Annotated in this window: 22 protein-coding genes; 12 read left to right on the top strand and 10 right to left on the bottom strand. The window is 73.7% G+C overall.

From position 1 onward, the window contains the following. Window positions 1-65 precede the first annotated feature (65 nt). Window positions 66-542, bottom strand: coding sequence for a hypothetical protein (locus tag AB0D01_RS24970; RefSeq protein ID WP_363058844.1), 477 nt, complete (start codon window positions 540-542; stop codon window positions 66-68). 110 nt (window positions 543-652) lie between these two features. Between AB0D01_RS24970 and AB0D01_RS24965 the strand changes: the two genes are divergently transcribed. Further along, window positions 653-1,261 (top strand): GNAT family protein, encoded by a 609-nt coding sequence (locus tag AB0D01_RS24965; RefSeq protein ID WP_363058842.1) that lies wholly within the window; start codon window positions 653-655, stop codon window positions 1,259-1,261. Between the two features lie 43 nt (window positions 1,262-1,304). Here the strand turns inward: AB0D01_RS24965 and AB0D01_RS24960 are convergent, their stop codons facing one another. Together AB0D01_RS24960 and AB0D01_RS24955 are read right to left on the bottom strand one after the other, a co-directional pair. After that, the gene (locus AB0D01_RS24960; protein ID WP_363058840.1) at window positions 1,305-2,066 is read right to left on the bottom strand and encodes a hypothetical protein; all 762 of its coding nucleotides are present in this window, start codon (window positions 2,064-2,066) and stop codon (window positions 1,305-1,307) included. A gap of 50 nt (window positions 2,067-2,116) precedes the next feature. Further along, window positions 2,117-3,496, bottom strand: a complete 1,380-nt coding sequence (locus AB0D01_RS24955) for an MFS transporter (RefSeq protein ID WP_363058838.1) — start codon at window positions 3,494-3,496, stop codon at window positions 2,117-2,119. A 223-nt stretch (window positions 3,497-3,719) separates the two neighbouring features. Between AB0D01_RS24955 and AB0D01_RS24950 the strand changes: the two genes are divergently transcribed. From AB0D01_RS24950 to AB0D01_RS24940, 3 genes are all read left to right on the top strand, one after another. Further along, complete coding sequence (locus tag AB0D01_RS24950) at window positions 3,720-4,373, top strand: GntR family transcriptional regulator (protein WP_363058955.1); 654 nt, start codon at window positions 3,720-3,722, stop codon at window positions 4,371-4,373. A gap of 166 nt (window positions 4,374-4,539) precedes the next feature. Next, the gene (locus tag AB0D01_RS24945; RefSeq protein WP_363058836.1) at window positions 4,540-5,853 is read left to right on the top strand and encodes an amidohydrolase; all 1,314 of its coding nucleotides are present in this window, start codon (window positions 4,540-4,542) and stop codon (window positions 5,851-5,853) included. A gap of 107 nt (window positions 5,854-5,960) precedes the next feature. Next, window positions 5,961-6,533: a hypothetical protein gene (locus tag AB0D01_RS24940; RefSeq protein ID WP_363058834.1), complete on the top strand. Its 573-nt coding sequence runs from the start codon at window positions 5,961-5,963 to the stop codon at window positions 6,531-6,533. Window positions 6,534-6,570: 37 nt separating this feature from the next. Here AB0D01_RS24940 and AB0D01_RS24935 read toward each other — a convergent pair whose 3' ends face one another. Then, window positions 6,571-6,942: a nuclear transport factor 2 family protein gene (locus AB0D01_RS24935; RefSeq protein WP_363058832.1), complete on the bottom strand. Its 372-nt coding sequence runs from the start codon at window positions 6,940-6,942 to the stop codon at window positions 6,571-6,573. Between the two features lie 70 nt (window positions 6,943-7,012). Between AB0D01_RS24935 and AB0D01_RS24930 the strand changes: the two genes are divergently transcribed. Continuing rightward, window positions 7,013-7,891: a LysR family transcriptional regulator gene (locus tag AB0D01_RS24930; RefSeq protein WP_363058830.1), complete on the top strand. Its 879-nt coding sequence runs from the start codon at window positions 7,013-7,015 to the stop codon at window positions 7,889-7,891. Window positions 7,892-7,946: 55 nt separating this feature from the next. Here the strand turns inward: AB0D01_RS24930 and AB0D01_RS24925 are convergent, their stop codons facing one another. Both AB0D01_RS24925 and AB0D01_RS24920 read right to left on the bottom strand, forming a co-directional pair. Beyond that, entirely contained in the window at window positions 7,947-9,341 is a 1,395-nt protein-coding gene (locus AB0D01_RS24925) for a nucleobase:cation symporter-2 family protein (RefSeq protein ID WP_363058828.1), read from the bottom strand. 383 nt (window positions 9,342-9,724) lie between these two features. Next, window positions 9,725-10,468 carry a helix-turn-helix transcriptional regulator gene (locus AB0D01_RS24920; RefSeq protein ID WP_363058826.1) on the bottom strand — a complete coding sequence of 248 codons (744 nt, stop codon included), beginning with the start codon at window positions 10,466-10,468 and terminating at the stop codon, window positions 9,725-9,727. A 480-nt stretch (window positions 10,469-10,948) separates the two neighbouring features. Between AB0D01_RS24920 and AB0D01_RS24915 the strand changes: the two genes are divergently transcribed. Continuing rightward, window positions 10,949-12,697, top strand: coding sequence for a nucleobase:cation symporter-2 family protein (locus AB0D01_RS24915; RefSeq protein ID WP_363058824.1), 1,749 nt, complete (start codon window positions 10,949-10,951; stop codon window positions 12,695-12,697). 156 nt (window positions 12,698-12,853) lie between these two features. Here AB0D01_RS24915 and AB0D01_RS24910 read toward each other — a convergent pair whose 3' ends face one another. Beyond that, window positions 12,854-13,846: an Lrp/AsnC family transcriptional regulator gene (locus AB0D01_RS24910; RefSeq protein ID WP_363058823.1), complete on the bottom strand. Its 993-nt coding sequence runs from the start codon at window positions 13,844-13,846 to the stop codon at window positions 12,854-12,856. A gap of 385 nt (window positions 13,847-14,231) precedes the next feature. On the opposite strand from AB0D01_RS24910, the gene AB0D01_RS24905 reads away from it, so the two are divergent. The 4 genes from AB0D01_RS24905 to AB0D01_RS24890 all read left to right on the top strand — a co-directional run bounded on the left by AB0D01_RS24905 (window position 14,232) and on the right by AB0D01_RS24890 (window position 17,425). Beyond that, window positions 14,232-14,756, top strand: a complete 525-nt coding sequence (locus AB0D01_RS24905) for a carbonic anhydrase (RefSeq protein WP_363058821.1) — start codon at window positions 14,232-14,234, stop codon at window positions 14,754-14,756. Between the two features lie 147 nt (window positions 14,757-14,903). Continuing rightward, window positions 14,904-15,371, top strand: coding sequence for a hypothetical protein (locus AB0D01_RS24900; RefSeq protein WP_363058819.1), 468 nt, complete (start codon window positions 14,904-14,906; stop codon window positions 15,369-15,371). 165 nt (window positions 15,372-15,536) lie between these two features. Further along, window positions 15,537-15,887, top strand: a complete 351-nt coding sequence (locus tag AB0D01_RS24895; protein ID WP_363058817.1) for a hypothetical protein — start codon at window positions 15,537-15,539, stop codon at window positions 15,885-15,887. Continuing rightward, on the top strand, window positions 15,884-17,425 hold the full coding sequence (locus tag AB0D01_RS24890) for a hypothetical protein (protein WP_363058815.1): 1,542 nt from the start codon (window positions 15,884-15,886) through the stop codon (window positions 17,423-17,425). Before AB0D01_RS24895 ends, AB0D01_RS24890 begins: the two co-directional genes overlap by 4 nt. Window positions 17,426-17,446: 21 nt before the next feature. Here AB0D01_RS24890 and AB0D01_RS24885 read toward each other — a convergent pair whose 3' ends face one another. From AB0D01_RS24885 to AB0D01_RS24875, 3 genes are all read right to left on the bottom strand, one after another. Beyond that, a complete protein-coding gene (locus AB0D01_RS24885) occupies window positions 17,447-17,854 on the bottom strand; it encodes an XRE family transcriptional regulator (RefSeq protein WP_363058813.1) in 408 nt (135 codons plus the stop codon). A 742-nt stretch (window positions 17,855-18,596) separates the two neighbouring features. Continuing rightward, a complete protein-coding gene (locus AB0D01_RS24880) occupies window positions 18,597-19,295 on the bottom strand; it encodes an RES domain-containing protein (protein ID WP_363058811.1) in 699 nt (232 codons plus the stop codon). A 360-nt stretch (window positions 19,296-19,655) separates the two neighbouring features. After that, window positions 19,656-24,386, bottom strand: a complete 4,731-nt coding sequence (locus AB0D01_RS24875) for an AAA family ATPase (protein WP_363058809.1) — start codon at window positions 24,384-24,386, stop codon at window positions 19,656-19,658. A gap of 158 nt (window positions 24,387-24,544) precedes the next feature. Here AB0D01_RS24875 and AB0D01_RS24870 point away from each other — a divergent pair, with 158 nt between their 5' ends. Both AB0D01_RS24870 and AB0D01_RS24865 read left to right on the top strand, forming a co-directional pair. After that, complete coding sequence (locus AB0D01_RS24870; RefSeq protein ID WP_363058807.1) at window positions 24,545-26,059, top strand: hypothetical protein; 1,515 nt, start codon at window positions 24,545-24,547, stop codon at window positions 26,057-26,059. Window positions 26,060-26,079: 20 nt separating this feature from the next. Beyond that, entirely contained in the window at window positions 26,080-26,301 is a 222-nt protein-coding gene (locus tag AB0D01_RS24865; RefSeq protein ID WP_363058805.1) for a hypothetical protein, read from the top strand. Window positions 26,302-26,365: the final 64 nt, after the last annotated feature.

The raw sequence follows: 26,365 nt of genomic DNA, 5'->3' as shown, positions 1-26,365 counted from the left end.
GGGCGGCGAAGGGCCCCCGGCACCCGGAGGCCGCCGCGACGGTCGTCGGGGCGGGAGCGGGGCGGTCAGACGGCCCGGTAGACCTTTTCAAGGTCCTCGTGGGCGGCCTCGGCGAACTCCTCGAAGTCCATGTTGCCGAGCGAGAGGTTCGCGTGGATGTCGTGCACGCCGGCCGGTGTCGTGCGGAACTCGCGGCCGAACGCGTGGATCCCCTCGTACTCCTCGAAGTTCTCGTACTCCTCCGCCGGGACGGTGGTTACCGCCAGGAGGGCGTGGTGGGCCGAGGCCATCGTCACCGCGTCGGCGACGAAGACGACGCTCAGCTCCTCGTTCGCGGCGGCGGCCCGCAGTACGTCGTCCACGTCGGCGCCCGCCCAGGCGCGGTCGTCGACGACGTGGACGAGGGCTTCGTGGCCCCCGTCGCCCCAGGGGCGCGTGAGCTCCGCGACGACGGTCCGCCACGACGGTTCGTCGCCGTGGTCGGTCCTGACGACGAGGACGTGGAACTCGTCGAGTTCGGCGGCGGTGGGCAGGCGTCTCATGCGGCGACTGTCTCACGCCCGCGCAGCACGTCGCGGAGCAGGGTGGCGGTGTGCTGCCGGGCGGTGAAAACCGCTGGTCACGGCGCGGAGAGGAGTCGTAGCATCCGCTCATGAGCGCAGACGACAAGACGACCGGCGACGAGCACGGCGACGAGGAGGAAGCCGGACGCGTGGTCTCCTGGCGGGCCGGGTCCGTCGGCCTGGCGGCGCTCGACACGGACGACGCCGAACTCCTGCTCGGCTGGCGGTCCGATCCGCTGATCGCCCACCACATGGGTATCTGGCCGCGCCCGCTCAGCGCCGTGCGCGAACGCGTCGAGCGGTACGTCGACGACGACGAGCGCGATGACTTCCTCGTCCTCCTCCCCGACGGGACCCCCGTCGGCCACGTGGCGCTGACCGGCCAGAACATGGTCGACGGCACGGCCGAGGTCGAGCTGATGCTCGCTCCGGGGGAGCGCGGGCGGGGTCTGGGCACCGCCGTGCTCGACGCGGTGGTGGACCTGGCCTTCGGTGAACTCCCGATGTACCGGCTCACGGCCGAGACCCACGCGGACAACGCCCCCGCCCTCGCGGTCCTGACCAAGTCCGGCTTCACCCGCGAAGGCACCAGCCGCGCCGCCTGCCTCCACCGCGGCCGCCGTCACGACATCGCCGTGTTCTCGCTGCTCCGCCCCGAGTGGGACGAGTTGAAGCGCCCCCGCGCCTGGGACGCCTGAGCCGACAGAGCGAGAGCCCGGAGGGCGGAGGGCGGATCCGGCATCAGAACGGGGGCTCCGCGCTGTAACCGCCGCTGACGGAGGCGCGTTCGGCCCTGTAGCGGGCGTACCGTTCGCGGGCCTCGACGTCGGACGCGTTCTCCAGGTCGGCGGTGTCGTGCCCCCACGCCCGCAACGCCCGCAGGGCGCGGTCCCGGTGGCGGCGGTCGGTGCCGGTGGTCAGCAGCCGACGGGCGTGAGCGGCCAGGGCACCGTGGTACGCGGCGAGGTCGGGGTGCTCGGCGAGCGGGACGGCGGCGAGGAAGGCCAAATCGCGTACGTCCGCGTCCGCGTGACCGAGGAAGGGATGGACGGCGGAGAACAGTACGGGACGCAGTTCCCGGAACGCGCGCATCGGCTCGTCGGGGCCCTCCTCGGCGTCTTCGGCGATGGCGGCGCACGCGTCGTCGGCGTCGCGGGCGGTGTCCCCGAGCCAGTCGAGCAGCGACACGAGCGTGGGATGGTCCGCCGGCGTCGGCGACGGACCGCCTCCGACGGGGGAGTCGTGCACGGCCAGGGCCGGATGGTCGAGGATCGCCGCCACGTAGAGCGCCACGGGCGGGGTGGCCCCGTAGATGCTGTTCTGGTGGGTCACCCGGCCCAACGAGTCGCCCAGCGCCGCCTTCCTGACGAGGGGGTCCGGGTCGACGAGACGGGCGAGGGCCGCCGGCAAGGACGCGCCCGTCCCGCACGGGGTCTCCGCCGAGGCCCAGTCCGTACCGTGCAGGACCGCTTCGGGGCGCGGGGGGTCGGGGAAGTGGCGCATGGTCGCAGACTAGGGCGTGGGTCGGGCGTCCGCGGCGAGGGGGGCAGTGGTCACCCCGAGCGCGCCGGCGCGGGGTCCGCGTCCGTGTGGGCGTTGCGCAGGGGCTTCGAGAGCGCCCCCAGGACACCGATGCCGATGGTCACCACGGCGCAGCCGACGACGGTGGCCGCGGCGCCGCCGAGGCCCGCCAGGTTACCGAGGACGTTGTTCATGAGGAGCAGGGCGAGGCTCTGCACGAGGACGAGCACCGCCTGGACGCGGGACAGGTGGGTCTCGGGCGTCGCCGCCAGGACCAGGGGCGCTATGTGTGCCGAGAAGAGTCCGTTGCCGAGGCCGATGACGGTCGCCGCCGCGACGGCGGTCGCCGTGCCGGGGGCGAGTCCCAGTCCGAGCACGCCCAGGCCCGCCAGGACGAGCCCGAGCGCGGACAGGAGACCGGGACGGCCCAGGGGCCCGCGCCGCAGGACGGCCAGGTTGACGGCGACCATGCCGATGCCCTGCGCCCCGACGACCAGACCCGCCGCGCCCGCGCCCCAGTGTTCCTCGCGCGCCAGCAACGGCAGCATCAGCGGCAGGATCGGGAGCAGGAAGCCCGCCGCGACCCCGGTGAGGAGGAGTCCGGGGCGCAGCACCGGGTGGGAGAAGCCGACGCGCACCCCGTCGGCGGCGTCCTTGAGCAGGCTCGCGCCCTTCGGCGGGGGCGGCACCTCGTGCCGGGGCCGGACGACGACCAGCACGACCAGGACCAGCGCGAACGTGACGGCGTTGACCAGGGAGGCACCGGCCAGGCCGGCGATCCCGACGAGGATGCCCCCGAGCGGCCCGCCGCCCAGGTTGATCACCTGCCCGCCGATCTGCCGCAGGGACAGGGCGCGCGGCAACTGCTCCTTCGGCACCAGGCGGCGCGGCATCGATCCGGAGGCCGGCAGGTAGAACGCGTCGGCGATCCCGAGCACGACGCCGGCGGCGATCAGCAGGACCGGCGGGGCGCCGAGGCGGTAGGCGACGGCCGCCAGGATCAGGGAGAAGACGAGCATGGCCGCGTCGCCCGCGATCAGCACGTACCGCGCGCTGACGCGGTCACTCACGGCGCCGCCGATGAGCAGCAGGAGGACGCGCGGCAGGGTGACGGCGCTCAGTACCAGTCCCGCGACGGCGCCGCCGTGTTCGCTCGCGGCCCAGCCGAGGGCGAAGTAGAAGACGGCGTTGCCGGCGAGGGAGGCCAGGATCCCGCCGAGCCACAGCAGGTAGGAGCGGGGCAGGGGCGTGTACGCCTTCCCGGGCCTCCCGTCGTCCGTCCTGTGCGCCCGGGGGGCGGGCGGGCGGCCGGAGGTGGTGGTCGTCGGGCGTGCGGGGCGCTCTTCGGAGGTGGTGATCAGGTGCTCCCGGAAGGTTCGGTCGGTGGGACGACGACGTGGGGAGGGGTTCAACGGCCATGTGCCGGGCCGCCGTTCGGTGCGTACGTCGCGTCCCGAGGGGTCGGTCCATCCTCCTACCGCGCCGGGTCGGCCCCGCGGGCCGGGCGGCGGCAGGCCGTATCCTCGCCCGGAGCGGACGAGCGAAGGACGGACGGGCGTGGCGGGCACGAGAACGGGCACGGGAACGGGAACGGGAACGGGAACGGCACCGGCACCGGGACAGGGGCGTACGCCGCTGAGCGCGCGGGCGCGTGAGGAGGTGCGCGAGCGCATCGTCGACGGCCGCTATCCGATGGGCTCGCGCCTCGTGGAGCGGGAGGTCGCCGAGGAACTGGCGATGTCGCGCGTTCCGGTGCGCGAGGCCCTGCGGGCCCTCGTCGCCGAGGGGCTGCTGGAACTGCTCCCGCACAGCGGGGTGCGGGTGCGCCGCCTGGAGCGCGCCGACGTCAGGTGCCTGTACGAGGTGTGGGAGCCGCTCGCCGTGCAGGCGTCCCGGCTCGCCGCACGCACCGTGTCCGCGGCCCGACCGCACGATCCGCCGGGGCTGGCCGCGCTGCGCGAGTCCCTGGAGCGCGCCGAGGAGGCGGCCACGGCGGGCGAGGGTGCCCGTGAGGTGGCCGAACACACCGCCTTCCACGAGCGGATCGTCGTACTGGGAGGCAACCCGCTCCTGGCGCGCACCATGGAACAGCTGGGTTGGCAGCTCCGGCTCCTCTTCGGCATGCGCGCGGAACCCGCGCACATGCGGGCGCAGCACGCGGACATCTTCCGGCACATCGCCTCGGGCGACGAGGAGGCCGCCGCGGCGAGCACCCTGCTGCACGTGCGCGACAGTCGCGCGGTGGCCTTCAGCTCGCTCTTCGGTGACCCCTCTTTGTATACCGAATAGCCGACCCTGGGGCAGGGTGACCGCATCAGGCATGTCAAAGCCCGCAAAAATCGCGACGCTTACGGGTCCTCCTTGTCGCCATCACCCATTTGGTATACAAACTGAGAAAGGTCGCCCCCCGCGCAGGTGACCCGCGCTCCGTCGCCCACCCAAGGAGAGAACCGCCATGACCTCCTCCACGCCGCCCTCCTCCACACCCTCGTCCGTGTCCCGACGAGGCGTCCTCGCCGGAGCGGCCGCCCTCGGTGCGACGGCGTTGCCCCCGACCGCCGCCCGGGCCCAGGACCGGGCCCGCCGTCCCGAGAAGGCCGTCGTCTTCCGCGACGTACGCCCCCTCGGCGCCCGCCGCCCCGTCGACCTGGTCGTCGTCGACGGCCGGATCTCCGCCGCGCCCGCCCCCAAGGGCGCCAAGGTCGTCGACGGCGTCGGCCGCCTGGCGCTGCCCTCGCTTGTGGACGCCCACATCCACCCCGACAAGACCAGCTGGGGCGGCGGCTGGGTGTCGCGCAAGCCGGCCTCCGGCATCGCCGAGTACTGCGCCCAGGACGTGGAGTTGTTCCACGCCCAGCGCCGACCCGTCGGGGAACGCGCGTACGCGCTGATGGCGCACGCGGTCACGCGCGGCACCCGGGCCATGCGCGCGCACGCCGACGTGGCACCCGCGTACGGCCTCGCCGGCGTCGAGGGGGTGGCGCAGGCCCGGGAGCGCCTCGCCGACGCGCTCGACGTGCAGATCGTCGCCTTCCCCCAGCACGGGGTCGTCCGCACCCCGGGCACGGCCGCGCTGCTGGAGGACGCCGCGCGCAGCGGCGCCGTCGACATGATCGGGGGCATCGATCCGATCAGCTTCGACCACGCCCTCGACGAACAACTCGACCTGGTCTTCCGGCTGGCGGACCGTTACGGCGTCGGAGTGGACATCCACCTCCACGACCGCGACGAGAAGGGCGTACGCGTCCTGCGCGCCATCGTCGAACGCACCCGCGCGCTGTCGCTGCGCGGCAAGGTGACGGTCAGCCACGTCTTCTGCCTGCCGTTCCTGGCCGAGCCGGCGCTCGACGCGATGGCCGCCGACCTCGCCGACCTGGACATCGCCCTGACCACGGTGGCCCCGAGCGAGTCCCTGGTGCTGCCCCTCACCCGCCTGCGCGCGCACGGCGTACGGGTCGGCCTGGGCTCCGACGGGGTGCGCGACTCGTGGAGCCCGTTCGGGAACGCCGACATGCTGCACCGCGCGCACCTGCTGGGCTGGGTCACGGACGCCCGCCTCGACGAGGAGCTGGAGTCCTGCTACACGGTGGGCGCCCACGGAGGAGCCGACGTCATGGGCCTGCCGCACGCCGACTTCACCCCGGGCGCCCCGGCGGACTTCGTCCTCGTCACGGCGGAATGCCTGCCCCAGGTCGTGGTCGACATGCCGCAGCGCGACATGGTCGTCCACGCCGGCCGCATCGTGGCCCGCAACGGAGAACTGGTCTGACGACCGCCGGATCCGGACGCCGAGCCCATGCACCCCGGTGCGCCATCCGGATACCGGAGCCGGACGCGGGCATGACAGGATGCGCGGCATGACCATCCGAAAGGCACATGCCGCGTAGGCCCCCGGGCCGGATCCGACGCGAGCCCCGCTCCGGGGCCGCGAAGAAGACCGAGCCGTACGTCCCGACCCGCACACCCCCCGACGCGCTCCTCCCGGCGGAAACGCACGAGAGATGGGCCCCACTGGCCGTTCTGCTCCACGGGCATCTGCCCGGCCTGCGCACGACGACGAGCTACGTCAACTGCACCCGTCTGCTGCGCACGAGCCCCTTCGGCCTCTGGGTGCGCCTGCGCGAGCTGCTCGTCGAACGCGGACTGACCATCCCGACCACCGTCCTTGTCTCCCTCTTCCCCGACGGCGCCTGCTCGGAGACGGGCGTGGTCCACACGGACGGAGGCCGTGTCTACGCCTTCGACCTCGCCTACGACCGGCTTAAGGACGGAGACGACCGGAACGCCGTGATCACGCGCTGGCGCGACGTGACGCACTCCTGGGAGGAGGTTCCCTTCCACTCCGAGATCGAGGACGCGTTCCTGTGGCGCCCGCCGGCACGACGTACCTCCTTCGCCCTTCCCGAGGCGGCCCCCGCGCCTCCCGAGCCCCTCGGGCCGGGCCGATGAAGTGCCGAGCGGGCCGCGGGGCGGAGCTTCGGGTGGGTCAGTTCCGCGTCTCGAACCCTGCCAGGAGGGCCCGGGGGTCGAAGGTGACCCGGATCCGGGTCACCCTTCCGTCCTCCACGTGCATCCAGTTCACCGTCGGAGTGGGTGGCGCGACGCTCGTGTGCAGGTCGAACCAGGTGATCACGTCATCGCCTTCCGCCACCCGCACCTTCACGTCGATCTTCTCCAGAACGCGGCCGAGTCCCTGCAACCCGGCGAGCGCCTCGTCCACTCCCGAGGCCGTTCCCAGCGCCCCGACGAAGTCGACGTCCTCGGCCAGCACCCCCCTCAAGGTGCCCAGGTCGCCCGCCTCCCAGGCGGTGAAGTAGGTCTCGGCAAGCTCTCGCGCAGTCCTCGTCCTCGGTGTCATGCCTCCATCCTTCAACCATCCGATCCATCCGTCCAACAGATGGATCGGATGGGATCTATCATCTTCGGATATGGAGATGCACCAGCTGCGCTACTTCGCCTCGATCGTGGAGGAGGGCTCCTTCACCGCTGCCGCCCATCGTCTGCACGTCAGCCAGTCCGGCATCAGCACCCAACTGGCCAAGCTGGAAACGGAACTGGGACAGCGGCTCCTGGACCGCTCCGGCCGTCGGATCCGACTGACCCCGGCCGGTGAGGCCGTTCTCCCGCTCGCGAAGGACGCCCTCGCCACGTTCGAGGCCATCAGGCACACCGCCGCCGGGTTCGCCGACGCGGTCCGGGGCCGGGTCCGCCTCGGCATGATCATGGGCTGCGCGATCCCCGCCTTCCTCGACACCGTCGCCGAACTCGGCCACACCCACCCGGGCATCGAGGTCAGCCTCCACGAGGGCCACTCCGACGACCTCCAGGCCCAGGTCCTCGCCGGCTCGCTCGACCTCGCCCTGATCGGCTACGCGGGCGACGGCATCGCCCCCGGCCTGGAGGCGAACGTCGTCCTCGACGAGCCGATCACCGCGGCCGTCCCCGCCGGGCACCCCCTGGACCGGCCGGACCTCCGCCTCGGCGACCTGCGGGACCAGAGGATCCTCTGCCTCTCCACGGGCACCGGCATCCGCGCCGCATACGAGGACTCCTGCCACGGGATCGGCCTCGACCCGCGCGTGGACATCGACGCCAGTTCTCCGGCCACCCTGCTCCGCCTCGCCGAGCGCGGCGCGGGCGTCGCCGTCCTCAGCGCGTCCTCCACACAGGGTGCCGCCCTGCGGACGATCCCGCTCACCGACGCCGCCACGCACGCCCGGCTCGGACTCATCACCCGCCGAGGCCAGAACTCCCCGGCCGCGCAACTCCTGCGCACCGGGCTCCTCGCCGCGCTGCGAGCCGGGTAGGGGATGGCCACGCCGGCCCGACCGGGCGGGGTGTCCCGCCCGGTCGGGCCCGGGGTCAGTGGTGGGCGGCCGGGGTGAGGGGGGTCGGTTCGGGGGCGGGCTGCTTTCCGAGGTGGTTGAAGGCGAGGTTGAGCAGGACGGCGACGACGCATCCGGTGCTGATCCCGGAGTCGAGGACGATGCGGGCGCTCTCGGGGAAGGAGTGGTAGAACTCCGGGGCGGCGATGGGGATGATGCCGGCGCCGAGGGAGATCGCGACGATCAGGATGTTGTCGCCGCGTTCGAGGGCGGCTCCGGTGAGGGTCTGGATGCCGCTGGCCGCGACCGTGCCGAAGAGGGCGATGCCGACGCCCCCGAGGACGGGCTGGGGGATCAGGGCGACGACGGACGCGAGGACCGGACACAGGCCCAGCAGCAGGAGGATGCCGCCGGCCGCGGCGACGACGAAGCGGCTGCGGACCTTGGTGATGGCGACCAGGCCGACGTTCTGGGCGAAGGCGCTGGCGGCGAACCCGTTGAACAGGGGGCTGATCGCGGTGCCGAGGCCGTCGGCGCGCAGGGCGGCGGCGAGGGTCTTCTCGTCGGCCGGCTTGTCGACGATCTCACCGAGGGCGAGAACGTCGGCGGTCGACTCGGTCATCGACACGAGCATCACGATGCACATGGAAATGATCGCGGCGGCAGCGAACTGCGGGGCGCCGAAGTGGAAGGGGGTGGGAATGCCCACGATGTCGGCGTCGGCGACGGCGCTGAAGTCCGCCACTCCCAGGGGCAGCGAGATGAGGGTGCCGGCGACGAGCCCGAGCAGGATGGCTATCTGCTTGAGGAACCCGCGCAGCAGTCGCCGCAGGGCCACGGTGATGAGCAGGGTGGCGGTGGCCAGGCCGATGTACGTGAGGCTGCCGTAGTCCGGTGCCTGACGGTTGCCGCCCTGGGCCCAGTTGAAGGCGACGGGCAGCAGGGAGACGCCGATGAGGGTGATGACCGTACCGGTGACGACCGGCGGGAAGAACCGGATGAGCTTGCAGAACCACGGCGCGAGCAGGAACCCGAAGACGCCGGCGACCATCACGGCGCCGTAGATGACGGGCAGGGCGTCCTCGGGCCCTTCGGCCTTCGCGATCGCGAGCATCGGGGCGACGCCCGCGAAGGAGACGCCGTTGACGAAGGGCAGCCGTGCCCCGACCTTCCAGAAGCCGAGGGTCTGCAACAGGGTGGCGATGCCGGAGGTGAACAGGGACGCGCTCATGAGGAACGCGATGTCGGCGGTCGACAGTCCGACGCCGATGCCCACGACGAGCGGCGGGGCGACGACGCCGGCGTACATGGCGGCGACGTGTTGCAGACCGGCGCTGAGGAGCTTCAGCGGGGGCAGGGTCTGGTCGACCGGGTGCGGGGCGGACGACCCTTCTACGGTGTCCGGTTCCTGGGTGGGCGGAAGGTGCGACACGAGGAGCCTCCTGGCCGGGCGCGACGGGTGCGCGCGCAGCGTGGGATGGAGCGGTGGCGCGCGGCCATCGCTCTGCGGTGGGCAGATGGGGATGTGCGGATGTGCGGGTGCACGGGTGCACGGGTGCACGGGTGCACGGGTGCACGGGGGTGGGGATGCGGGGCGGTGCGGCCGTGATGACCGATTCGGCCGGGGGCCGGGACCATGAGTCATGGGCCGGGGGGCCGGAGCCGGTGAGCGGGGGACCGGTGGCCGGTGAGCGGGGAGCGGCTTGAGCGCGGCGGCGAAGGGGTGGCCGGGGCCGCGTCACATCAGTCCACGATGCGTACGGAGCCGCTCCGTCCGGCGAAGTCGGAACAGTTGCTCACGCCGGGGCCGTGGTGTCAAGAGGCTCCGGGGTCCGGGTGCGGGTCCGGGTGCGGGGCCGTGGCGACCGCGGCGCGGACCTCGTCCCACAGGCGCAGGTCGATCCGTTCCAGGAAGTCCGCGGCCTCGGCGTCGGCCGCCGCGGCGGCGTGCGTCGACGCCCCCACGGAGCCTTCGAGCAGCTGGTAGGCGAAGTGGAGCCGCTCCAGGGAGTGCCGGATCACGGCGGGTTGGAGCGGGACGATGCGGCCGACGGGGCCGGTGTAGTTGGGCCACCAGCCGGTGACGGCCTCGCGGAGCAGCACCCGCAGCCGGCCGGTCGTGCCGCACGCGGCGACGAAGCAGGCCGGCTGCGGGCGCAGCGTGCGCAGCAGGGCGGCGGTCTGGGCGGCGTTGCCCTGCCAGTGGTTGCGGCGTTCCGCCGCCTCCCAGCGGGCCCGGGTCAGGCCGAGCGCCGTCGCGGTCTCGCTCAGGGAGAGCCCGGCGACGGTACGGCACTGGGTGAGGGTGCGGGCTTCCCCGACGAGGTCGACCGGGGAACACCACAGGGCCGCGGCCAGCGCCTTGACCAGGTCGTCGTCGGGTACGGCGGCCCCCGTCTCCCAGGCCTGCACGGTCGAGGGGTGTACGGGTTCACCGCGGTAGGCGGCGACGGCCCAGGCGACCTGGCCGAGCGTCAGCCCGAGCCGGGTGCGCACCGCCGCGGCCCGGGCCGGGGCGAACGGGGGCAGGCCGGATGGGTCTTCTTCTGCGGAAGGCATAGCGGCAGACCGTAGAGACCCATCGGGATTTCGCCAAGGCCCGGATCTTTCCCGGCCGCTTCCGCGGCCCGAATCCGAAGCCCGGTCGCAGGAGGTGACGCGGCGGTGACTTTGTCGGAAATCACGCCGGGCGAAACCCGCTGACCAGGTCTTTTGTCGGACGGGTCCGGTGTCGAAGCGGCTCGCCGAACTCGCCGGTACTGGCAGTTCCTCCAAAGTGTCGGCCGAACTGACCACACCTCTTGGGGGAGTTGACGAAGGGCGGGGCGGCTACCTAGAGTCCCGTCCCGTCCACAGCGGAAAAACATTTCCGTGATGCGAAATCGGCGGTGGCCGGATGTTGCTCACCCCCGCACCACCCGAACCACCGCCTGCCGAGTTCCGGCCCGGGCCGTCCCCCGGTGCCGGTCCACACGTCGACCCTCCATCCGCACGCCCCCGGCAGCCCCCTGCCGACGGGCGGTGTCCCAAGGACCTGCCTTGTCGCCCCGCGCCTCAGCCGGCAGCACCCCGGCTTCCACCCGGACTCCCACCCCGACCCCCGGCCCCGCCTCGCCCGCCGACGCACCCCCGCACCCGGTCGACGAGATGCTCCCCGCCCGCCGCCTGGTGCCGGCCGCCCTCCAGCACGTGGCCGGCATGTACGCCGGCCTCACCGCCCCACCCCTGATCATCGGCGGCGCCCTGGGCCTGACCCCCGCCGAACTCTCCGCCCTCCTCGCCGCCTCCTTCCTCGTCGCCGGCCTCGCCACCATCGCCCAGACCCTCGGCGTGTTCGGCATCGGCGCCCGACTGCCCCTCACCAACGGCGTCTCCTTCGCCGTCGTGTCCCCCGCCCTCGCCACGATCGCCGCCGAAGGGTCCGCCGACGGAGCCGCCGACGGGACCGGAACCGCCCTCCCGGCGATCTTCGGAGCCACCCTCGTCGCCGGAGCCCTCTGCCTCCTGCTGGCACCCGTCTTCTGCCGGCTCGTCAGGTTCTTCCCGCCCGTGGTCAGCGGCTGCGTCATCACCCTCGTCGGCGTCTCCCTGCTCCCGGTCGCCGCCGGCTGGGCCGCCGGGGGAGACGTCCGCTCCGCCGACCACGGCTCACCCTCCAACCTGGCCCTGGCCGCGGCCACCCTCGTCCTCACCCTGGCCATCCACCGCCTGCTCTCCGGCCGCTTCCTCGGCCGGGTCGCCGTCCTGCTGGGCATGCTCGGTGGCACCCTGATCGCCGTACCCCTGGGCAAGGTCGACCTCGCCCCCCTCGCACAGGCACCCCTGTTCGCGCTGCCCGAACCGTTCGCGTTCGGCGCGCCCCGCCTCGTCCCCACGGTGATCGCCACCGCCGTCGTCGTGATGCTGGTGTCGATGGTGGAATCCACCGGCTCCCTCCTCGCCCTCGGCGCGGTCACCGGACGCCCCACCCAGGACCGCACCATCGCGGGAAGCCTGCGCGCACAGGGCCTGGCCGCCCTCCTCGGCGGCGTACTGGGCGCCTTCACCACCACCTCGTACGCGCAGAACGTCGGCCTCGTGGCCCTCAGCCGCATCCGAAGCCGCTACGTCGTCACCCTCTGCGGCGCCATCCTGCTCCTCATGGGGCTCGTACCGGTCCTCGGTTCCCTCGTCGCGCTCGTCCCGATGCCCGTCCTCGGCGGCGCCGGCGTGGTCTTCTTCGGCTCCGTCGCCGTCGCGGGCATCCGCACCCTCGCCAAGGCCTCCCTCGGCACCGGCCACAACGGCGTGATCGTCTCCGTCACCCTCGCCTTCGGCCTCTTCCCCCTCGCCGCCCCCGACCTCTACGACCGCCTGCCCGACCCGGCCGCCACCATCCTCGGATCGGGGGTCACCGCCGGCTGCCTGGTCGCCGTCGTCCTGAACCACCTCCTCAACCACCTCGGGCGCGGCACCGAAGCCGACCCCGACGCCGTCCCCACCGGACGGATCGCCGCCCCGGACGGTTCCGCCGGCCCGGCCGCGTCCCCGTACGCCACCCCGTACGCCGCCCCCGCCGGCCGATCGCCCCGCCACGCCGCGCCCCCGACGCACGGCACCGACTGGCCCCCGTACGCCACCGCCGGGGTCCAGCCCCCCGACCACCCCGCAGACCCGGCACCGGCACCGGAACCGGAGGCCACCCCGGGGGTCGCCCCCGCGCAGCCCACCGCCATCACCTTCCCGGGCCCCCTCCACCCCCACCACACCCGCGGCCGTCACCTGCCCCCGACGACGGCAACGGACTGACCACCGCCGCCCCACCAGCGGCCCGGACCCCAGCGGGCCCGGGCCCCGAGAACACCGGCTCCGACAAGCCGGTCGAACAGAGCGCCTCCCGCACACACCGAGCGGGAGGCGCTCTGCCCTCGCCGAACGGCACCGCACCGCGCCCGACCGGACCCCCTACTCCCCGTCCAGGAACCCCGCACGCTTGTAGGACTTCATGATCAGCCCGGTATCCGCCGCGATCACCGCGTCCAGCCCCGTGAACACCCGCTCCGCGAACGCGTGGAACTCCGGCACGGTGCGGTGGCTCGTGTACCCCAGCACGCTCATCCGCCCCGTCGTCACCATCAGGTAGCGCACGGCCGGCTCCGCCGCGACCAGGCGCACCACCTCCTCCCGCCGACTGGGCGGCACCTCCAACCGGAACCGCCCCTCCACCGGAAAGCCGAGGAACCCGGGCTCCACCCGCAGCCGCAGGTGCAGGACGTGCGACTCCATCAACCGCGCCAGCCGCCGCCGCGCGGTGGTCTCCCCGACGTTCAACTCCCGCGCCAGATGCGCCGTGGACATCCGCGCGTCGCGGTACAACAACTCCGCCAGACGCCGGTCCAGTTCGTCGACCTCGACCGGCGCCGGCAGCGGACGCCCCTCCATCGCGTACCGCCGCACCCGCGTCGGCTCGTCGTCGTAGGGCGCCCAGTCGCTCGCCGTCAGCACGAGCCGCTGCATCAGCGAGGTGTGCAGGTCGACGACGCCCTCGATCCGCCCCACGACCCGGTCCACCAGCCGCAGCAGCGCCTCGGGGGCGGGCACCAGGAGCTCGGCGAACACGTCCAGGGAACCCGTGCAGACCTCCACCGACCACGCCTCGGGCAGGGCCGCCAGGGCCACGGCCACCTCGTGCACGCGGCCCGGCCGGCAGCGCACCGCGACCTCGGCGGTGATCCCCTCCCCCAGATAGTCGGGCACCAGCGCCGCGAGGAACGCCACGCGCCCGGTGTCGATCATCCGCTCCAGGCGGCGCGCCACCGTCCGCTCGTGCACCCCCAGGGCCTGCGCCACATCGGCGTACGACGACCTCGGCGCGCGGTGCAGGACCCGCAGGATGCCGTGGTCCAGGGCGTCCAGCGGTACTTCCGCATCAGGTGCTTCGGGGACGGAACGGGGCATGAACGGCTCCTAGAGGCCAGTGTCGTCGCGCCGGGTCGGACGCGAAGACGGTACGGCCCCGCCGGACCGCGACGCGGAAGGCGCCGGCTTCCGCCACCGCGGACGGCCCCGCACGCGCGATCCGCCGCCGCCGAACCCCCGGTGCCAGGATCCCCCGAGATACCGAAGGGTTCTTGCCATGATCGTGGCTGATTGGCGACATTGGTGGCGCGGAACCCACCCCCGGTGGCCGGCAGGCGACATTGACAGCGGGGGTGGGCCCGCACCCCCGCCGGGCGCCGCCCGCCTCCCCGCTTCCCCCCTTCGCCTCTCCCTCCCACCGCCCGGAGACCACCCCGATGCACCACCGCACCCCCGTACCACCACACCCCCGACGGCGGCTCCGGTGACCGAGCGGAGACGCGGCCGGCGGCAGTCCTACGCCATGCAGCGCATCACCGCCGGCGCCCGCGGCTACCGCGCCCGCGCCACGGCCGCGGGCGCGTACCTGCCGGGCCTGGCCCGAGGCCCCCGCCCCGACGTGCTGATCATCTGCTGCTCCGACCCCCGCCTGCACCCCGCCCTCATCACCGGATCGCTCCCCGGGCAGACCCTCGAACTCCGCACCCCGGGCGCCGCCGTCCCCCACCCGGACACCCCCGTCCTCACCCAGGCCCTGGCCTTCCCCTCCCTCAGGGACATCGTCGTCCTGGGCCACTCCGACTGCGACGACAACCGGCCCGAACCCTGCCCACCGGACGAAGCCGGCCACAACGGGGTCGCCCTCCACCTCGCGGCCCTCGGCAGCCACCCCACCGTCGAATCCCGCGTCACCGCCGGCCGCCTGCGCCTCCACGGCTGGTACCACGACCTCACCACCGGCACCACGTCCCGCTACCAACCGGGAACGGGCACGTTCACCCCGCTCTGACCCCGGAGCAAAAGAAGTCATCAACTTCCTTACACATAACCCGAGTTGACGGATCCCATACTCACGTCCCGCGTACGCGCCGCCCGGCATCTTTCCTGTACGGATCCCTCGCCGCACAGGGTGGGGGACTGGCTGGGGAGGACTCTCATGCGTACTACTCGCACCGTATGGGGTGGGGCGGGCGCGGCCCTCGCGTTGGCCGCGGGCCTGGTCGTCGTCGGGCCCGCCGGCAGCGCCGCGGCCACCGCCGCCGACTGCGCCAACGGCGCCAACGGCTTCGTGGACATCTCGGACGACCTGTCCGGAAGAGTGGCCCGGTCCGTGGACATGGGCCACGGCCGCACGCTCACCCTTCAGTACGGGTCCGTGAACGGAGCCGAGCGGGGCTGGGCCAAGCTCGGCGGCAGCACGCAGAACGGCGACCTCGTCTGGATGGACTGGACGAACGACGGCGGGAGGACGTGGTTACAGTGCGGCCCCTTCGCCGCGGACCGCGGCGCCGGCCGGAGCAAGACCTCGGCCGCCAAGACGACCAGCTCCGCCGCCACGTACAAGTTCCGGGCGTGCGCCCGACTGACTTCCCCGGACGTCGGCCGCTGCACGACGTGGTGGTAGAAGCTCCGGTGAAGCCCTGACCGGCAGGCCCCTCGTCCCACACGCTCGTGTTCCACGTGTGGGACGAGGGGCCTCACCGGCTCCAGGCGGCCGGCTGCGCCGGTGGCCGAACCACTGGCGCGTAATGCGCGTGCCGCTTCGCCTTCCGTCGGATTGGATGGCTGCGTGACGCGACGAGCCAAGACGACGAAGACGAAGCGGCCCCCCTTCGGCATACCGAGGGAGATCGTCCTGATGGCAGGGCGGGACGACGAGTGGCCGTACACCTTCCGCGCCGACGGCTCCGGCGGCGGATGCGGGAAGCTCCGGATGCCTACGGACGCGGCCGTCGAGGACGTGCAGCGCGCGGCATCCGCCACCCTCGCCGACCTCACCCGCACCCATCACGGCGTCGACATCGACGTCGAGTGGTCCCCCCTGCCCCCCGACGCCTGGGCGGGCCGGATCCGGCTCGTCGCCGAGGGACTGCCCCACCGGGACGGGCAGACCACGCTCGGGCAGGACGTTTCCCCGTGAACCACGTCCTGCGCGGCCTCGCCGTCAACGAGGCACTGCCTTCCGAACTGCTCGACCGGCTCATCGCGGTCGCGGACGAGGACGTCGCCTACTGCCTCGCCGCCCGTACGGTCCTCAGCCGCGAGCAGGCGGTCGCCCTGGCCGCGCGGTTCGAGGAGAGCGCGGTGCGCCTCGCGTACGGGGGCCACCTGACCGCTGCCGACATCGACCCCCTCACACAGCCCCGAGCCGCGCTCGCCCTGCTCGACGAGGGCTCGGGTGACCCGGAGTGGGCGCGGTCGTTCGCCCGGGATCCCGACGCCGATCGCCGGGTGAAACTGGCAGCCTGCCCCGTACTTCCGGCCGACGTGCGCGAGGCCCTCGCCGCGGACCCGGACGTGCCGGTGGTGGAGGAACTCGCCTTGTGGAGCACTCCGGACATCGCGACCCGTCTCGCGCGACACCCGCACGCCGAGGTCCGCCGCGCGGTCGCGGCCAACGAGGCGACACCACCGCACGTCCTGGCCGCGCTGCTCACCGGCGAGGGGCTGCCACCGGCAGAACGGTGCCTGGTCTGCGACGCCGAGGAGACGCCCCACCCACACGGTCCGTACGGTCCGCGGCCCGACCGCGACCTGCGCCCGGGCGCCTCGTGCACCGGTTCGCACGAATCCACGCTCCAGGAGTTGGCGCAGCAGGCCCTGCGGAACCCCGCCACGCCGGTCGCGGCCCTCCTCGGATTCGTCGACCACCCTTCGTGGCTGCTGCGCCACGCGCTCGCCACCCGCCCGGACCTGCCGCCGGAGGCAGCGGCGAGGCTCACCGGCGACCCCGTTCCCGGCGTTCGAGCCGAACTCGCGGAGAACCCGGTGCTCGACGACGCCCTGATCCGCGTGCTCGCCGCAGACCGGGGACACGACGTGCGGCGCCGACTGGCGCACAACCCCCGCGTGCCGCTCGACGTGCTCTCCGACCTGGCCGCCGCCATCAAGGTCGGCCCGTCCCCGCTGCCGCGGATCGCCGCCGCCTCGCCCTCGGAGGTCGAGGAACTGTCCGCGTCAGCGCATCCGGTGATGCGCATGTTCCTCGCGGAACGGCGCGATCTGCCGGCCCCGATCCGTGAGGCGTTGGCCGACGATCCCGACGCGAAGGTGGTCAAGGCCATCGCGGGTCACCCCGGCCTCTCGGACGCTCGGCTGAGGTCCATGGTCGAACGTCACGGAGACCAGGTCGTCGCCGGGGTGGCCGCCAACACGGAAGCCCCACCGGCCTTGTTGGAGGACCTGGCGAGGCGCGTACTGCCCGTCGGCAAGGCACTGCGAGCGATCGCCCGCCACCCCCACGCGACCGGAACGGCGCTGCTCGCCTGCTTGGCGGACCGGCGGGCGCGACGGGTGGCGGCCGGGCATCCGGCCCTGCGGCCCGAGGCGATCGTCGAGCTGCTCGCGGACCACGACGGGGACGTGGTGGAGGCCGCCGCCGCCAACCCGTCCCTGCCACCGAGTGCGATGGCGGCCGTGATGGCGGACGTGATGGCGGCTCCGCGTGTCCGGGCGTAGGCGGACGCGCGCGGGTTTCGGTCAGCCGCCGTCGACGTAGGCGCGGGCCGCCACCATGACGTCGCGCATGCGGCCGTCGGCGATGCACTGGGCCGGCGCCTCGTCCTCCAGCTGCGGGTTCATGCCGATCATCCAGGCACGCGCCGTGTAGAGGCTTTCGGCGTCCTGGATGAGCTGGAGGACCTGGAGCGCGGCCCGCAGGCGCTGTTCGGATTCGGGGCGGGGCGTGCTGTCGCCCGCCGCCCACTTGCCGACCTGCTTGGGGTCGTTGATGTTGGCGATCCGCGCGGTCAGGCGCTGCCCCAGGTTGTGCTGGAGGAAGCGGGCGATCTCGCTGATGTGCATGCGCACGGTGATCGCGTGGGCCCGTTCGGCGCTGTGCGTGCTCCGGGTGACGGTGGCGGAGGCCGTGCTGGTCTCTGAAGGCATGGTCGGGTCTCCCTCGTTGCCCTGACTGCGCGCCCCCCATTGGCGGCGGGTCACGTGTTCAGGCGACGGGTGTCGAGTTGTGCCCGGGGGACCTGGCTGTCGCGGGCTGTCACGGGGGACGGCCGGAGGGGACGCTCGGGTCTCCGCGAGCTGTGGACGCTTCGTGTCGTCGTGTCGTGCGCCCGACCGCAGGGAAGCGTGACCGTGCGGGCGGGGGGTGTCGGCCGGTCGCGGCCGGCGTTCAGCTTCGAGGTATTCCGGTCCGTGGGGATCCGGCACCCGGTCGGCCGAGCAGGTGGGGGAGTCCGTCGGGGGCGCTACGGCACTCCGCGACCCCGGTCGTGAGGGCGGTGACCGCGACGCACGGCGGCGGTTGCGCGCACCACCCGGAAGCCCCGGATAAGCGACGGGTGACAGTCCTGCCGATCACGTTCATGAGATCCCCCACATGCTCCACGTAGTCTGAGTAGTTGTTAGGTTACCCATTATCCCGCCCCAACTCCACCTCTTGGGCGAAATCACGCACGCGCGGACGTTGCGTCAACTGCCCTGTTTGGAGCGGTGCTTACCGCTCCGACCTGCGCGAACGCCGCCGGCAGGGCAGGTGCCGGCGGCGTGTGGTCGGCCGATGAGGGGTTGATTTCCTTCTTTCGGACGACGTCCGCGTAGTGCTTTTGTGGTGGGTTTTCAGGTGGGTTTCCGGGTGGGCTGCCCCAGGGGGTTGCGGGGTGTCACGTCCGGGTCAGAGCATGGTGAGCCCGTACTCGTCCGCCACCCGCCTGAGGGCCTCCGCCTCGGGGAAGACCAGACTGGACTCCTCCTGCTTCAGCTCCACGTCGTTGAAGACGGCCCAGCACTGGCGCATCCCGAAGCGGGAGCGGTACGCGATCCCGTGGATGAGGCGCTCCCGCTCCATCGGCCCGGTCCGCCGCGTGATGGCCCAGGCGGAGATCAGCCGGGTGATCCGGCGGTCGAAGCCCTGGATGTGTTCGGGGGTGAGCCGCCGCACGCCCCGCTCCGCCAGTTCGTCCCTGAGCTCGTGGGAGAGCGTCTCCAGGGTCCGTTCCTCGTCCACGTCCAGGAACCGGGCGTCCTTGGGCGGCTGGAGGCGGACCAGCGTGTGCCGGGTCGTCCAGTCCCGGGGGAGCCTGCCCGGGGGGAAGTGGTGGGGGCCGCCCTGCCACTCGTCCCCGATGACCTCCCGCATCCCGGGGGCCACCCGGAAGTGCGCTAAGGCCTCGGCGAAGCAACCGTCGTGCTCGGACGCGCAGTAGAGGGTCCCGTGGGTGATCAGGCTCCAGCGGTTTCCCCCCTTCCCCGACGCGTCTTCCCGACTGATCGTTTCGAACGTGAGCGGATTCTTCGCCTTCCCCAGGCGCCAGATGCCGCGCTCGGGTGCCGGGACGAGGACGACGTCGGGCTGTGCGGTGTCCCTGCTCATAGGGCGGTGCTCCTTGCTCCGGCCACCCTGCGCGGGCTCGGGCCGGTGATGCTCGTGGGCTCGTACGGCGGACGAGGGACGGCGGACGAGGGTCGGCCGGCCGGTCCGCGGCACGGGGCCGGTGTCGTGACGGTGTCGGTGCGGTGTTCGTCCAGGAGGGAGCGGCGCTTGCGGGTGGTGGTGGTGCGTGGGGCGCCTGTGGCGCGTGGGACGGGCGGGCCAGGGGGCGCGTACCGGAGGCGCACCGGTCCCCGCCACGTGCCGAACGATCATTTTCATGCGCGGACAGGCCGGAAGCGACCGGGATGAGGTGCTCATCGGGGGCGCACGAGGGAACAAGGGGGGCGCATACCGACGCGTTCAGGCCTCACCGGCCCGGCAGCGGGCCAGGTCCACCTCCACGACGGCGGCCCCCGCGTCCCCGGTGAAGGAGAGCACCACCCGCCCGCCGGACGCCCCCGGGTGCGCGCCGAGGGCCCGCACGGGGCTCCCCACCGCGAGCAGCAGACGGCACCGCCCGCCGGCGGCGTCCCAGACGCGGACCGTCCCGTCGGCGGACCCGCTCGCGACGAAGCTGCCCTGCCCCTCCGTGTTCCACGAGGTCAGCGCGTGCACGGCCGCGCCGTGGCCGGTCAACGGATCGCCCAGGGGCCGCCGTTCGCGCAGGTCCCACAGCCGCACCGTGCCGGTGTCGCCGGCGCTGGCCACGTACGGGGGCAGGCCGCCGAGCGGGTCGGCGTTGACGGTGACGGCGTTGAGGACACCCTGGTCGCACCGCAGCGGCGCACCGACGGGGCCGTGCTCCGGGTCCCACAGCCGTACGGTGCCGTCGGCGCCGGCGGAGACGAGCAGGTCGGGGCCGAGGTCGGGGCCGGCGCCGTTCGGGGCCGCCGCCGCGGCGACGGCCCGTACGCGCATGCCGTGCCCGGCCCACGCCCGCAGGGGAGCGGCGCGGTCCAGGTCCCACAGCCGCACCCGCTCGTCGTCGCCCCCGCTCAGGAGCAGGTTCCGGCCGTCGCCGCCGGTCCAGGCGGCCAGGCAGCGGACCGGCAGGATGTGCCCTTCGAGGATCCCCGCCGCCTCCGGTGCCTCCAATGGTTCCTCGGGTTCTGCGGCTCCGGCGGGTTCTGCGGCTCCCGTGGCTCCCGGGAGGAACCGGTGCCCGTCGGCGTCCCACAGCCGGATGGAGTGGTCCTCGTCCGCGGCCGTCACCAGTACGCGGCCCCCCGCCCGGCGGGCCCAGGTCAGGGCGGTCGCCGGCCGGCCGACGTCGAGGAGGGCGACCGCCTCGCCCGAGCCGATGTCACGCACCTCGATCCGCGCGTCCTGGTCGTTGCCGAGCGCGAACCAGGCGGGACCGGCCGCGTCCCCGATCCCCGGCACCGACAGGGCGCCCCGGCTCGGAACCGGCTCGACGGACCCGCCCGCAGCCGCCCCCGGTACGTCCAGTACGCGCCCCAGGGCCTCCCGGTGCCACAGCCGCAGCGTCCCGTCCGTCGAGGCCGACGCGAGGGTCGTGGCCTCCGCGGAGACCAGGGGAGCGAGCGCCGTCACCGAGGAGTCGTGCCCCCGCAGCAGCCCCGGCGGGCCCGGGGCGGCGGTGTCCCACACGGCGATGTCGCGGCCCGACGAGGCCGCCAGGAGCCGGCGCCCGTCGAGTTCGAGGGGCACCAGCGCACTCACCGGCCCGACGGCCCCGGTGAGGCTCGCACCCGGCCCGGAGGTGTCCCAGAGGGTGACGCTCCCGTCCGCGTGGCCGGCCGCGACCGTCCCCGCCGAGGCGGCGACCAGCACCCGCACGGTGCCGGGGAGCTCGAACCGGGCCACCTCCGCGGAGGTCTCGGCGTCCCGGAACACCAGGGCGTCGCCGTCGGCGACCGCCAGCAGCGGCCGACCGTCCGGCCCCCGCACCACCGTCAGGCGGGGGGTCGTCGTACGCGGCACCTCCCCCGGCAGGCCCGGCAGCTCCTGCGGCCCCATGCGGTCGTTCCACCACACCACCCGCCCGTTGCCGTTGACGCAGAGAACCGCGAGCTCGCCCTCGCCGTCGACGTACGCGCACACGTCGGCGATCCAGATGTCACCGGGGCGGTGGACCTGGTCGACGAGGTCGCCGCTCGCGAAGTCCCACAGGCGGACCGTGCCGTCGGTGCTCCCGGACACCAGCAGCGCGGACTGCCCGGGGCGCCGGGCCCCCAGCAGGTGGCGGACCTCCCCCTCGTGCCCGGGCACCCGTTCGCGCAGCGTCGTCCCGTCGACCGCGTCGAGCAGTTCGATGCCGCCCTCGGTGTCGCCCACGGCGAGGACGCCGCGCCCGTCCGGTGCCGTCAGCGCCGTCAGGGACCGCACCGCGGTGTCCAGGGTGGCCAGGACGTTGACGGGGGGCGCCCACCGGGACCACAGCACGTCCAACGGCGCCCGCCGCGCGGCCTCCGCCTCCTCGGGGGTGCGCGGGCGCGCCGGCCCGGGGGAGCGCAGCGCCGTGTACGCCAGGTGCAGGCTCGCCAGGCGCGAGACGTGGCCGGCGCGGTGCAGGTACGGCTCCACCGCCGCCCAGGCCTCCAGCCGGCGCCGGTCCTCCCGCCCCCGGTCCAGGCCCAGCAGCCCGCGCAGGGGGCTGCCCGTCAGCCACGGCAGGAAGTCGGCCGGCACGTGCGCGTCGTCCAGGACGCCGCCCAGGCGGGCGTGGCGCGCCAGGTGCTGCCGCACGTACGGGTGCGGGGCGGTTCCGTCGGCGCCGGCCGTGTGCGGGGCGGCCAGCTCGGCGAGCGCCCGCGCGATGCGGGCGTGCGCGTCGGCGTCGGCCTCGTACGCGTCGGTACCGCCGGAGGCGTCGGCGTCGTCGGGCGCGTCGGCTTCGTCCTGCAAGGCGTCGTCCTGCGGGGCTTCGTCCCGCGTGGCTTCGTACGCGGCGTCCCGCGCGCCGCCGTCGGACGCGTACGCCCGCCCGTCGTCCCTCCCGGCCCCGTCCCCGGGCGCCCCTTCCGCGTCACCGACGTCGAGCTGATCCCCCGTCATGCCCAGCCTCCCCCCGGGCGCGTCGCCGGCGCCGCGCCAGGCGCGCAGCACCGCGGCCAGCCGTTCGTGCGCCGGCCGGTACACCCGCTGGTCCTCTTGTACGTCACGGGTGAGATATCCCGCCAGACGGCCTCCCAGCAGGGTCCTGATCTTGTCGTCCGCGTCCTCCAGGGTCCGCCCGAGCAACGCGGAGGCCACCGCCGGCCACACCTCGCCCCAGGCGATGCCCCGCCCCCGCGCGAACGCCGTGGCGCGCAGCAGCGCCAGCGCCTCGTCCGCCGCCAACCCGTCCTCCGGGGCGCGCGCCAGATCCGCGCGCAACAGTCCCGTCGTCCCCTCGCCCAGCCCCGCGAGCCAGGCCCGGTCCGTCAACAGCCGAGGTCCCGCCGTACGCAGTTGGCCGGCCGCGACCCGGGCGTCGAGGAAGGAGCGGCCCACCGCCGCGGCGACCGTCCGCGCGGGTTCGTCCAGGTCGTGGCCCGCCCACGCGGGTTCCCCGTGTAGCAGGGCCCGTACGTACCCCCGGACGTCCTCGCCCATGTCCGCGTCGTCGGTGCGCAGGACGACCGCGCCGGGGAAGGCCTCCTGGAGGCGGCCCAACAGGTCCTGGCCGTCGTCCGGGTCGGAGCGGGCGCCGCCGCCGTCGGTGCCCGGATCGGTGCTGCGGACGGCGACCACCAGTCGGACCCCGCGGCGCGGCGCGTCGGACCCGCCGGCCGCGTCCGCCGCCCCGGCCGTGTCCGGCGCCGGCCGTGCGGACAGGTGGTCGGCCAGCGGGACCAGGGCCTGGTAGAGGGCGGCCGACGGTTCGCTCGCCTCGTCCAGGGAGTCCACGACGATCGTCACCGGCGGGCCGGGCGCGTCGAGGAACTTCCGCAGCCCGGCCTGCCAGCGGCTCGACCGGTCCCGCCCCGAGGGGTCCGGGGTGACGCCGAGCCTCTGGCAGACGACCTGGAGCAGCGTCAGCGCCTCCCGGTGCCGCGCGGTGATCGCGATGGTCACCGCCCCCTCCTGCGGAACGGTTCCCTCCGGGCAGTGCCGGACGGCCTCCGCGAACAGCTGCGACCCCCTGAACCGCGCGTCGCTCAAGGTCACGGCGCGGCCCAGGATGGCCGACTTCCCGCTCGCCGTGACCCCCGTGACCAGCAACACCCCCGGGCTGCCCGACAGGAAGGCCACCACCGCCGCGTTGAGCGGCTCGCGCCCCGAGAAGTACCAGCCCGCGTCCTGCGCCCCGGGCCGCCCGCTGGCCTTCTCCAGCCAGTACTCCAGATCGTCCGGGCTCGCCGCCACCTCCCGACGGCTGTCCTCCACCGCGGCGATCTCCGGCCGGTGCCCGGGGTTGGGCAGCGCGGCGGTCGGGACGTGGAGCTTGCCCCACACCACGGAACAGTCGACCGACAGGACGCGCCCGAGCTCCTCCCCGAGCGCCCGCGTCGCCTGGTAGAGCGCCCGGCTGAACTCCGACACGGTCAGGTACCGCCGGGTGATCCCGCCGGCGGTCCGCAGCCACTCGTGCGCCCTGGCCAGCACCATCGCGAACTCCCCGCTCAGCACCCGCATCTTGGGCGCCGCGGTGACCAGTACGTTCAGCGTGCCGTACGTGGTGCGCGCGGTGGAAAGGTCCCGTGAGAGCTCCAGCAGTTCCCCCGCCAGGTCGGCGGACTCGCACATGTTCACGATCACCAGGACGTCACGGGCGTACGAGTCGAGCGCGGCGACCACGATCTCCGTCGTGCGCAGCCCCGTCGCCAGCAGGCGGTGGGTGTCGGTGTCGCGCAGGACCGCGAAGTGCTTGGCCGCGGCCGACGTGACACCGTGGCCCGTCACGTACAGCACCAGCGGTACGTCCGCTTCCGCCTCCCTGATCCCGGAGGAGGCCAGGAAGCACTCCACGCCATGACGGTCGGTCACCGGTTCGGTGGGGGCCACCCTCACGAAACCGGGCCCGTCCGGCGGCGGCCTCTCCCACCAGAGGGCCACCGCCTCCCACTGCGTCTCGAACGCGTGGCGCAGCGCCTCGGTACCGTCCTCCATGGGCAGGACGTACAGCGTGCCGGCCGCCGGCGGCATCGTCGCATCCCGCACGTGCACCCGGACCGGTGCCGGCGTCGGTGCCGGTACCGCTGTGGGTGCCGCTGTCGGCGCGGGCACGGTCACCCCCAGCCCCACCGGTCCGGCTAAGCCGTTCTCGCCCCGCTCCCCGTCCATGCTCCCTATTCTTCACTGCCATGAACCAGCACCATCGCCACACCACCACCGCTCCCGCCACCTCCGCCACGCCCGCCCCGCCCGACACCGACGGGTTACCCGACCACGTCACCCAGGACGCGGTCGTCGTCGTCCCCGGGATCATGGGCAGCGCCCTGCGCGACACGACCACCGGCAAGCACGTCTGGGGCATCGGAGGGATCTCCTGGCTGCTGAAGGCGTGGACCCTCCCCAAGGGCCTGGAAGCCCTGGCCATGACCGAGGACGAACTGGCGGGCAAGACCGGCCGCATCGAGGCCACGGGCCTGCTGCGCACCTCCGCGTGGACCCCGTACCTCGCCGGCAGCGAGCCGTACACCGACCTCGTCGACACCGTGCTGACCAGCGTCGCCGACCCCGCCGCGGTACTGGAGTTCGCCTACGACTGGCGCCTGCCCGTCGCCGTCAACGGCCGCCTCCTGGCCGAGGCCGCCCGCCGCCACCTGACCGCCTGGCGCGACCACCCCGCCCACACGGAGGCCCGCCGCCACCGCGTCGACCAGCGCGAAGGCCGACTCGTCTTCGTCGCCCACTCCATGGGCGGCCTCGTCACCCGCGCCGCCCTCGATCCCCGCCACGACGGCGACCTCCAGGGCGACACCCGAGGCGTCATCACGCTCGGCACCCCCTTCCAGGGCGCGGTCAAGGCGGCCGTCATCCTCGCCACCGGACGCGGCGCCCCCGTACCGCTGCCGCACCGCAAGCTCCGGACCCTGTGCGCCACCATGCCCGGCCTGCACGACCTCCTGCCGCAGTACCGCAGCCTGCGCTCCGGCGGCGACGTACGCCACCTCACCCCGCGCGACGTCACCGCCATCGGCGGCAACGCCGAGCTGGCGCGTGACGCGGCCCGCTTCCACCACGGCCAGAAGACGATCACCCTGCCCGGGCACCGCTCCGTCGTCGGCGTCAACCAACCCACGTTCCAGAACCTGACCATCAACGGCGGCACGGTCGTGCCGCACCTCGACGGGGCCCGGGCGAACTCCGACGGCACGCTCCTGCGCGACGCGAACGAACGCGTCCGCTTCTTCCGGGTCCAGGGCGACGGCACCGTCTACAAGGAGTCGGCGATCCTCACCGAGGCCGTCACGCACCTGCCCCTGCAACACGGCGACGTGGCCAAGGCGCAGACCGCCCTCGAAGCCGTCACCGAGATCCTCCGCGACGACATCCACCCCGGACCGCCCCTGGGCGAGGCCGGATGCGGCCTGAGCGCGCCCGACTTCGTCGAGGCCGACCGTACGTGGAAGCTCCAGCTCGGCGACGTCGACTCCCTCGCGGGCGTCACCTGCCGCATCACCGACCTCGCGCACCCGGACCGCCCGGCCCTGGAACCCACCCTGGCCTGGGAGGACGGCATCGCCACCGCCCGCCCGTCCGTACCGGCCCCCAGCCTGTACCGCATTGAGGTCCACACGCCCGACGGCTCCGACATCACCCAACTGCTCCTGGCCGCCGAACCGGGCCAAACCCTGGCGGAGTCGGAAGACTGAACCTCGGCTAGCCTCGCCGCATGTCACTCACAGTCGAACAGGCGCTGTGGTTCCACGAGGAGGAGGCCATCGAGGAGGGCACGGGGTTCGACGACCTCGACGTCTTCGTCTGGACGATGCTCCGCTACCACGCCGTCCGCGCCGGGGTCCTCGATCCGGTGGAGGTCGAGCGGGACTTCCGTACGCTCGGCCAACCCGGTGTGACGGCCCCGGAGATCGGCCTGCTCGCCAACCTGGTCTGAGCCCCGGGCGGCCGATCGGGTGAAGGGGGGCGGGCGGGCGTCACAGCTGGGCGGTGAGGATTGT

Origin of the sequence: Streptomyces sp. NPDC048606 (genome assembly GCF_040650855.1) — a bacterium.
GTDB lineage: Bacteria > Actinomycetota > Actinomycetes > Streptomycetales > Streptomycetaceae > Streptomyces.
This window is presented reverse-complemented; position numbering and strand designations above follow the sequence as displayed.

What these genes read in the sequence shown, in the direction of transcription:
- AB0D01_RS24930 (WP_363058830.1), top strand. Translation starts at nt 7,013, where the DNA reads ATGGAGATGCACCAGCTGCGCTACTTCGCCTCGATCGTGGAGGAGGGC.
- AB0D01_RS24970 (WP_363058844.1), bottom strand. Translation starts at nt 542, where the DNA reads ATGAGACGCCTGCCCACCGCCGCCGAACTCGACGAGTTCCACGTCCTC.
- AB0D01_RS24870 (WP_363058807.1), top strand. Translation starts at nt 24,545, where the DNA reads ATGAACCAGCACCATCGCCACACCACCACCGCTCCCGCCACCTCCGCC.
- AB0D01_RS24940 (WP_363058834.1), top strand. Translation starts at nt 5,961, where the DNA reads ATGCCGCGTAGGCCCCCGGGCCGGATCCGACGCGAGCCCCGCTCCGGG.
- AB0D01_RS24965 (WP_363058842.1), top strand. Translation starts at nt 653, where the DNA reads ATGAGCGCAGACGACAAGACGACCGGCGACGAGCACGGCGACGAGGAG.
- AB0D01_RS24900 (WP_363058819.1), top strand. Translation starts at nt 14,904, where the DNA reads ATGCGTACTACTCGCACCGTATGGGGTGGGGCGGGCGCGGCCCTCGCG.
- AB0D01_RS24945 (WP_363058836.1), top strand. Translation starts at nt 4,540, where the DNA reads ATGACCTCCTCCACGCCGCCCTCCTCCACACCCTCGTCCGTGTCCCGA.
- AB0D01_RS24910 (WP_363058823.1), bottom strand. Translation starts at nt 13,846, where the DNA reads ATGCCCCGTTCCGTCCCCGAAGCACCTGATGCGGAAGTACCGCTGGAC.
- AB0D01_RS24960 (WP_363058840.1), bottom strand. Translation starts at nt 2,066, where the DNA reads ATGCGCCACTTCCCCGACCCCCCGCGCCCCGAAGCGGTCCTGCACGGT.
- AB0D01_RS24920 (WP_363058826.1), bottom strand. Translation starts at nt 10,468, where the DNA reads ATGCCTTCCGCAGAAGAAGACCCATCCGGCCTGCCCCCGTTCGCCCCG.
- AB0D01_RS24880 (WP_363058811.1), bottom strand. Translation starts at nt 19,295, where the DNA reads ATGAGCAGGGACACCGCACAGCCCGACGTCGTCCTCGTCCCGGCACCC.
- AB0D01_RS24885 (WP_363058813.1), bottom strand. Translation starts at nt 17,854, where the DNA reads ATGCCTTCAGAGACCAGCACGGCCTCCGCCACCGTCACCCGGAGCACG.
- AB0D01_RS24875 (WP_363058809.1), bottom strand. Translation starts at nt 24,386, where the DNA reads ATGCCGCCGGCGGCCGGCACGCTGTACGTCCTGCCCATGGAGGACGGT.
- AB0D01_RS24865 (WP_363058805.1), top strand. Translation starts at nt 26,080, where the DNA reads ATGTCACTCACAGTCGAACAGGCGCTGTGGTTCCACGAGGAGGAGGCC.
- AB0D01_RS24935 (WP_363058832.1), bottom strand. Translation starts at nt 6,942, where the DNA reads ATGACACCGAGGACGAGGACTGCGCGAGAGCTTGCCGAGACCTACTTC.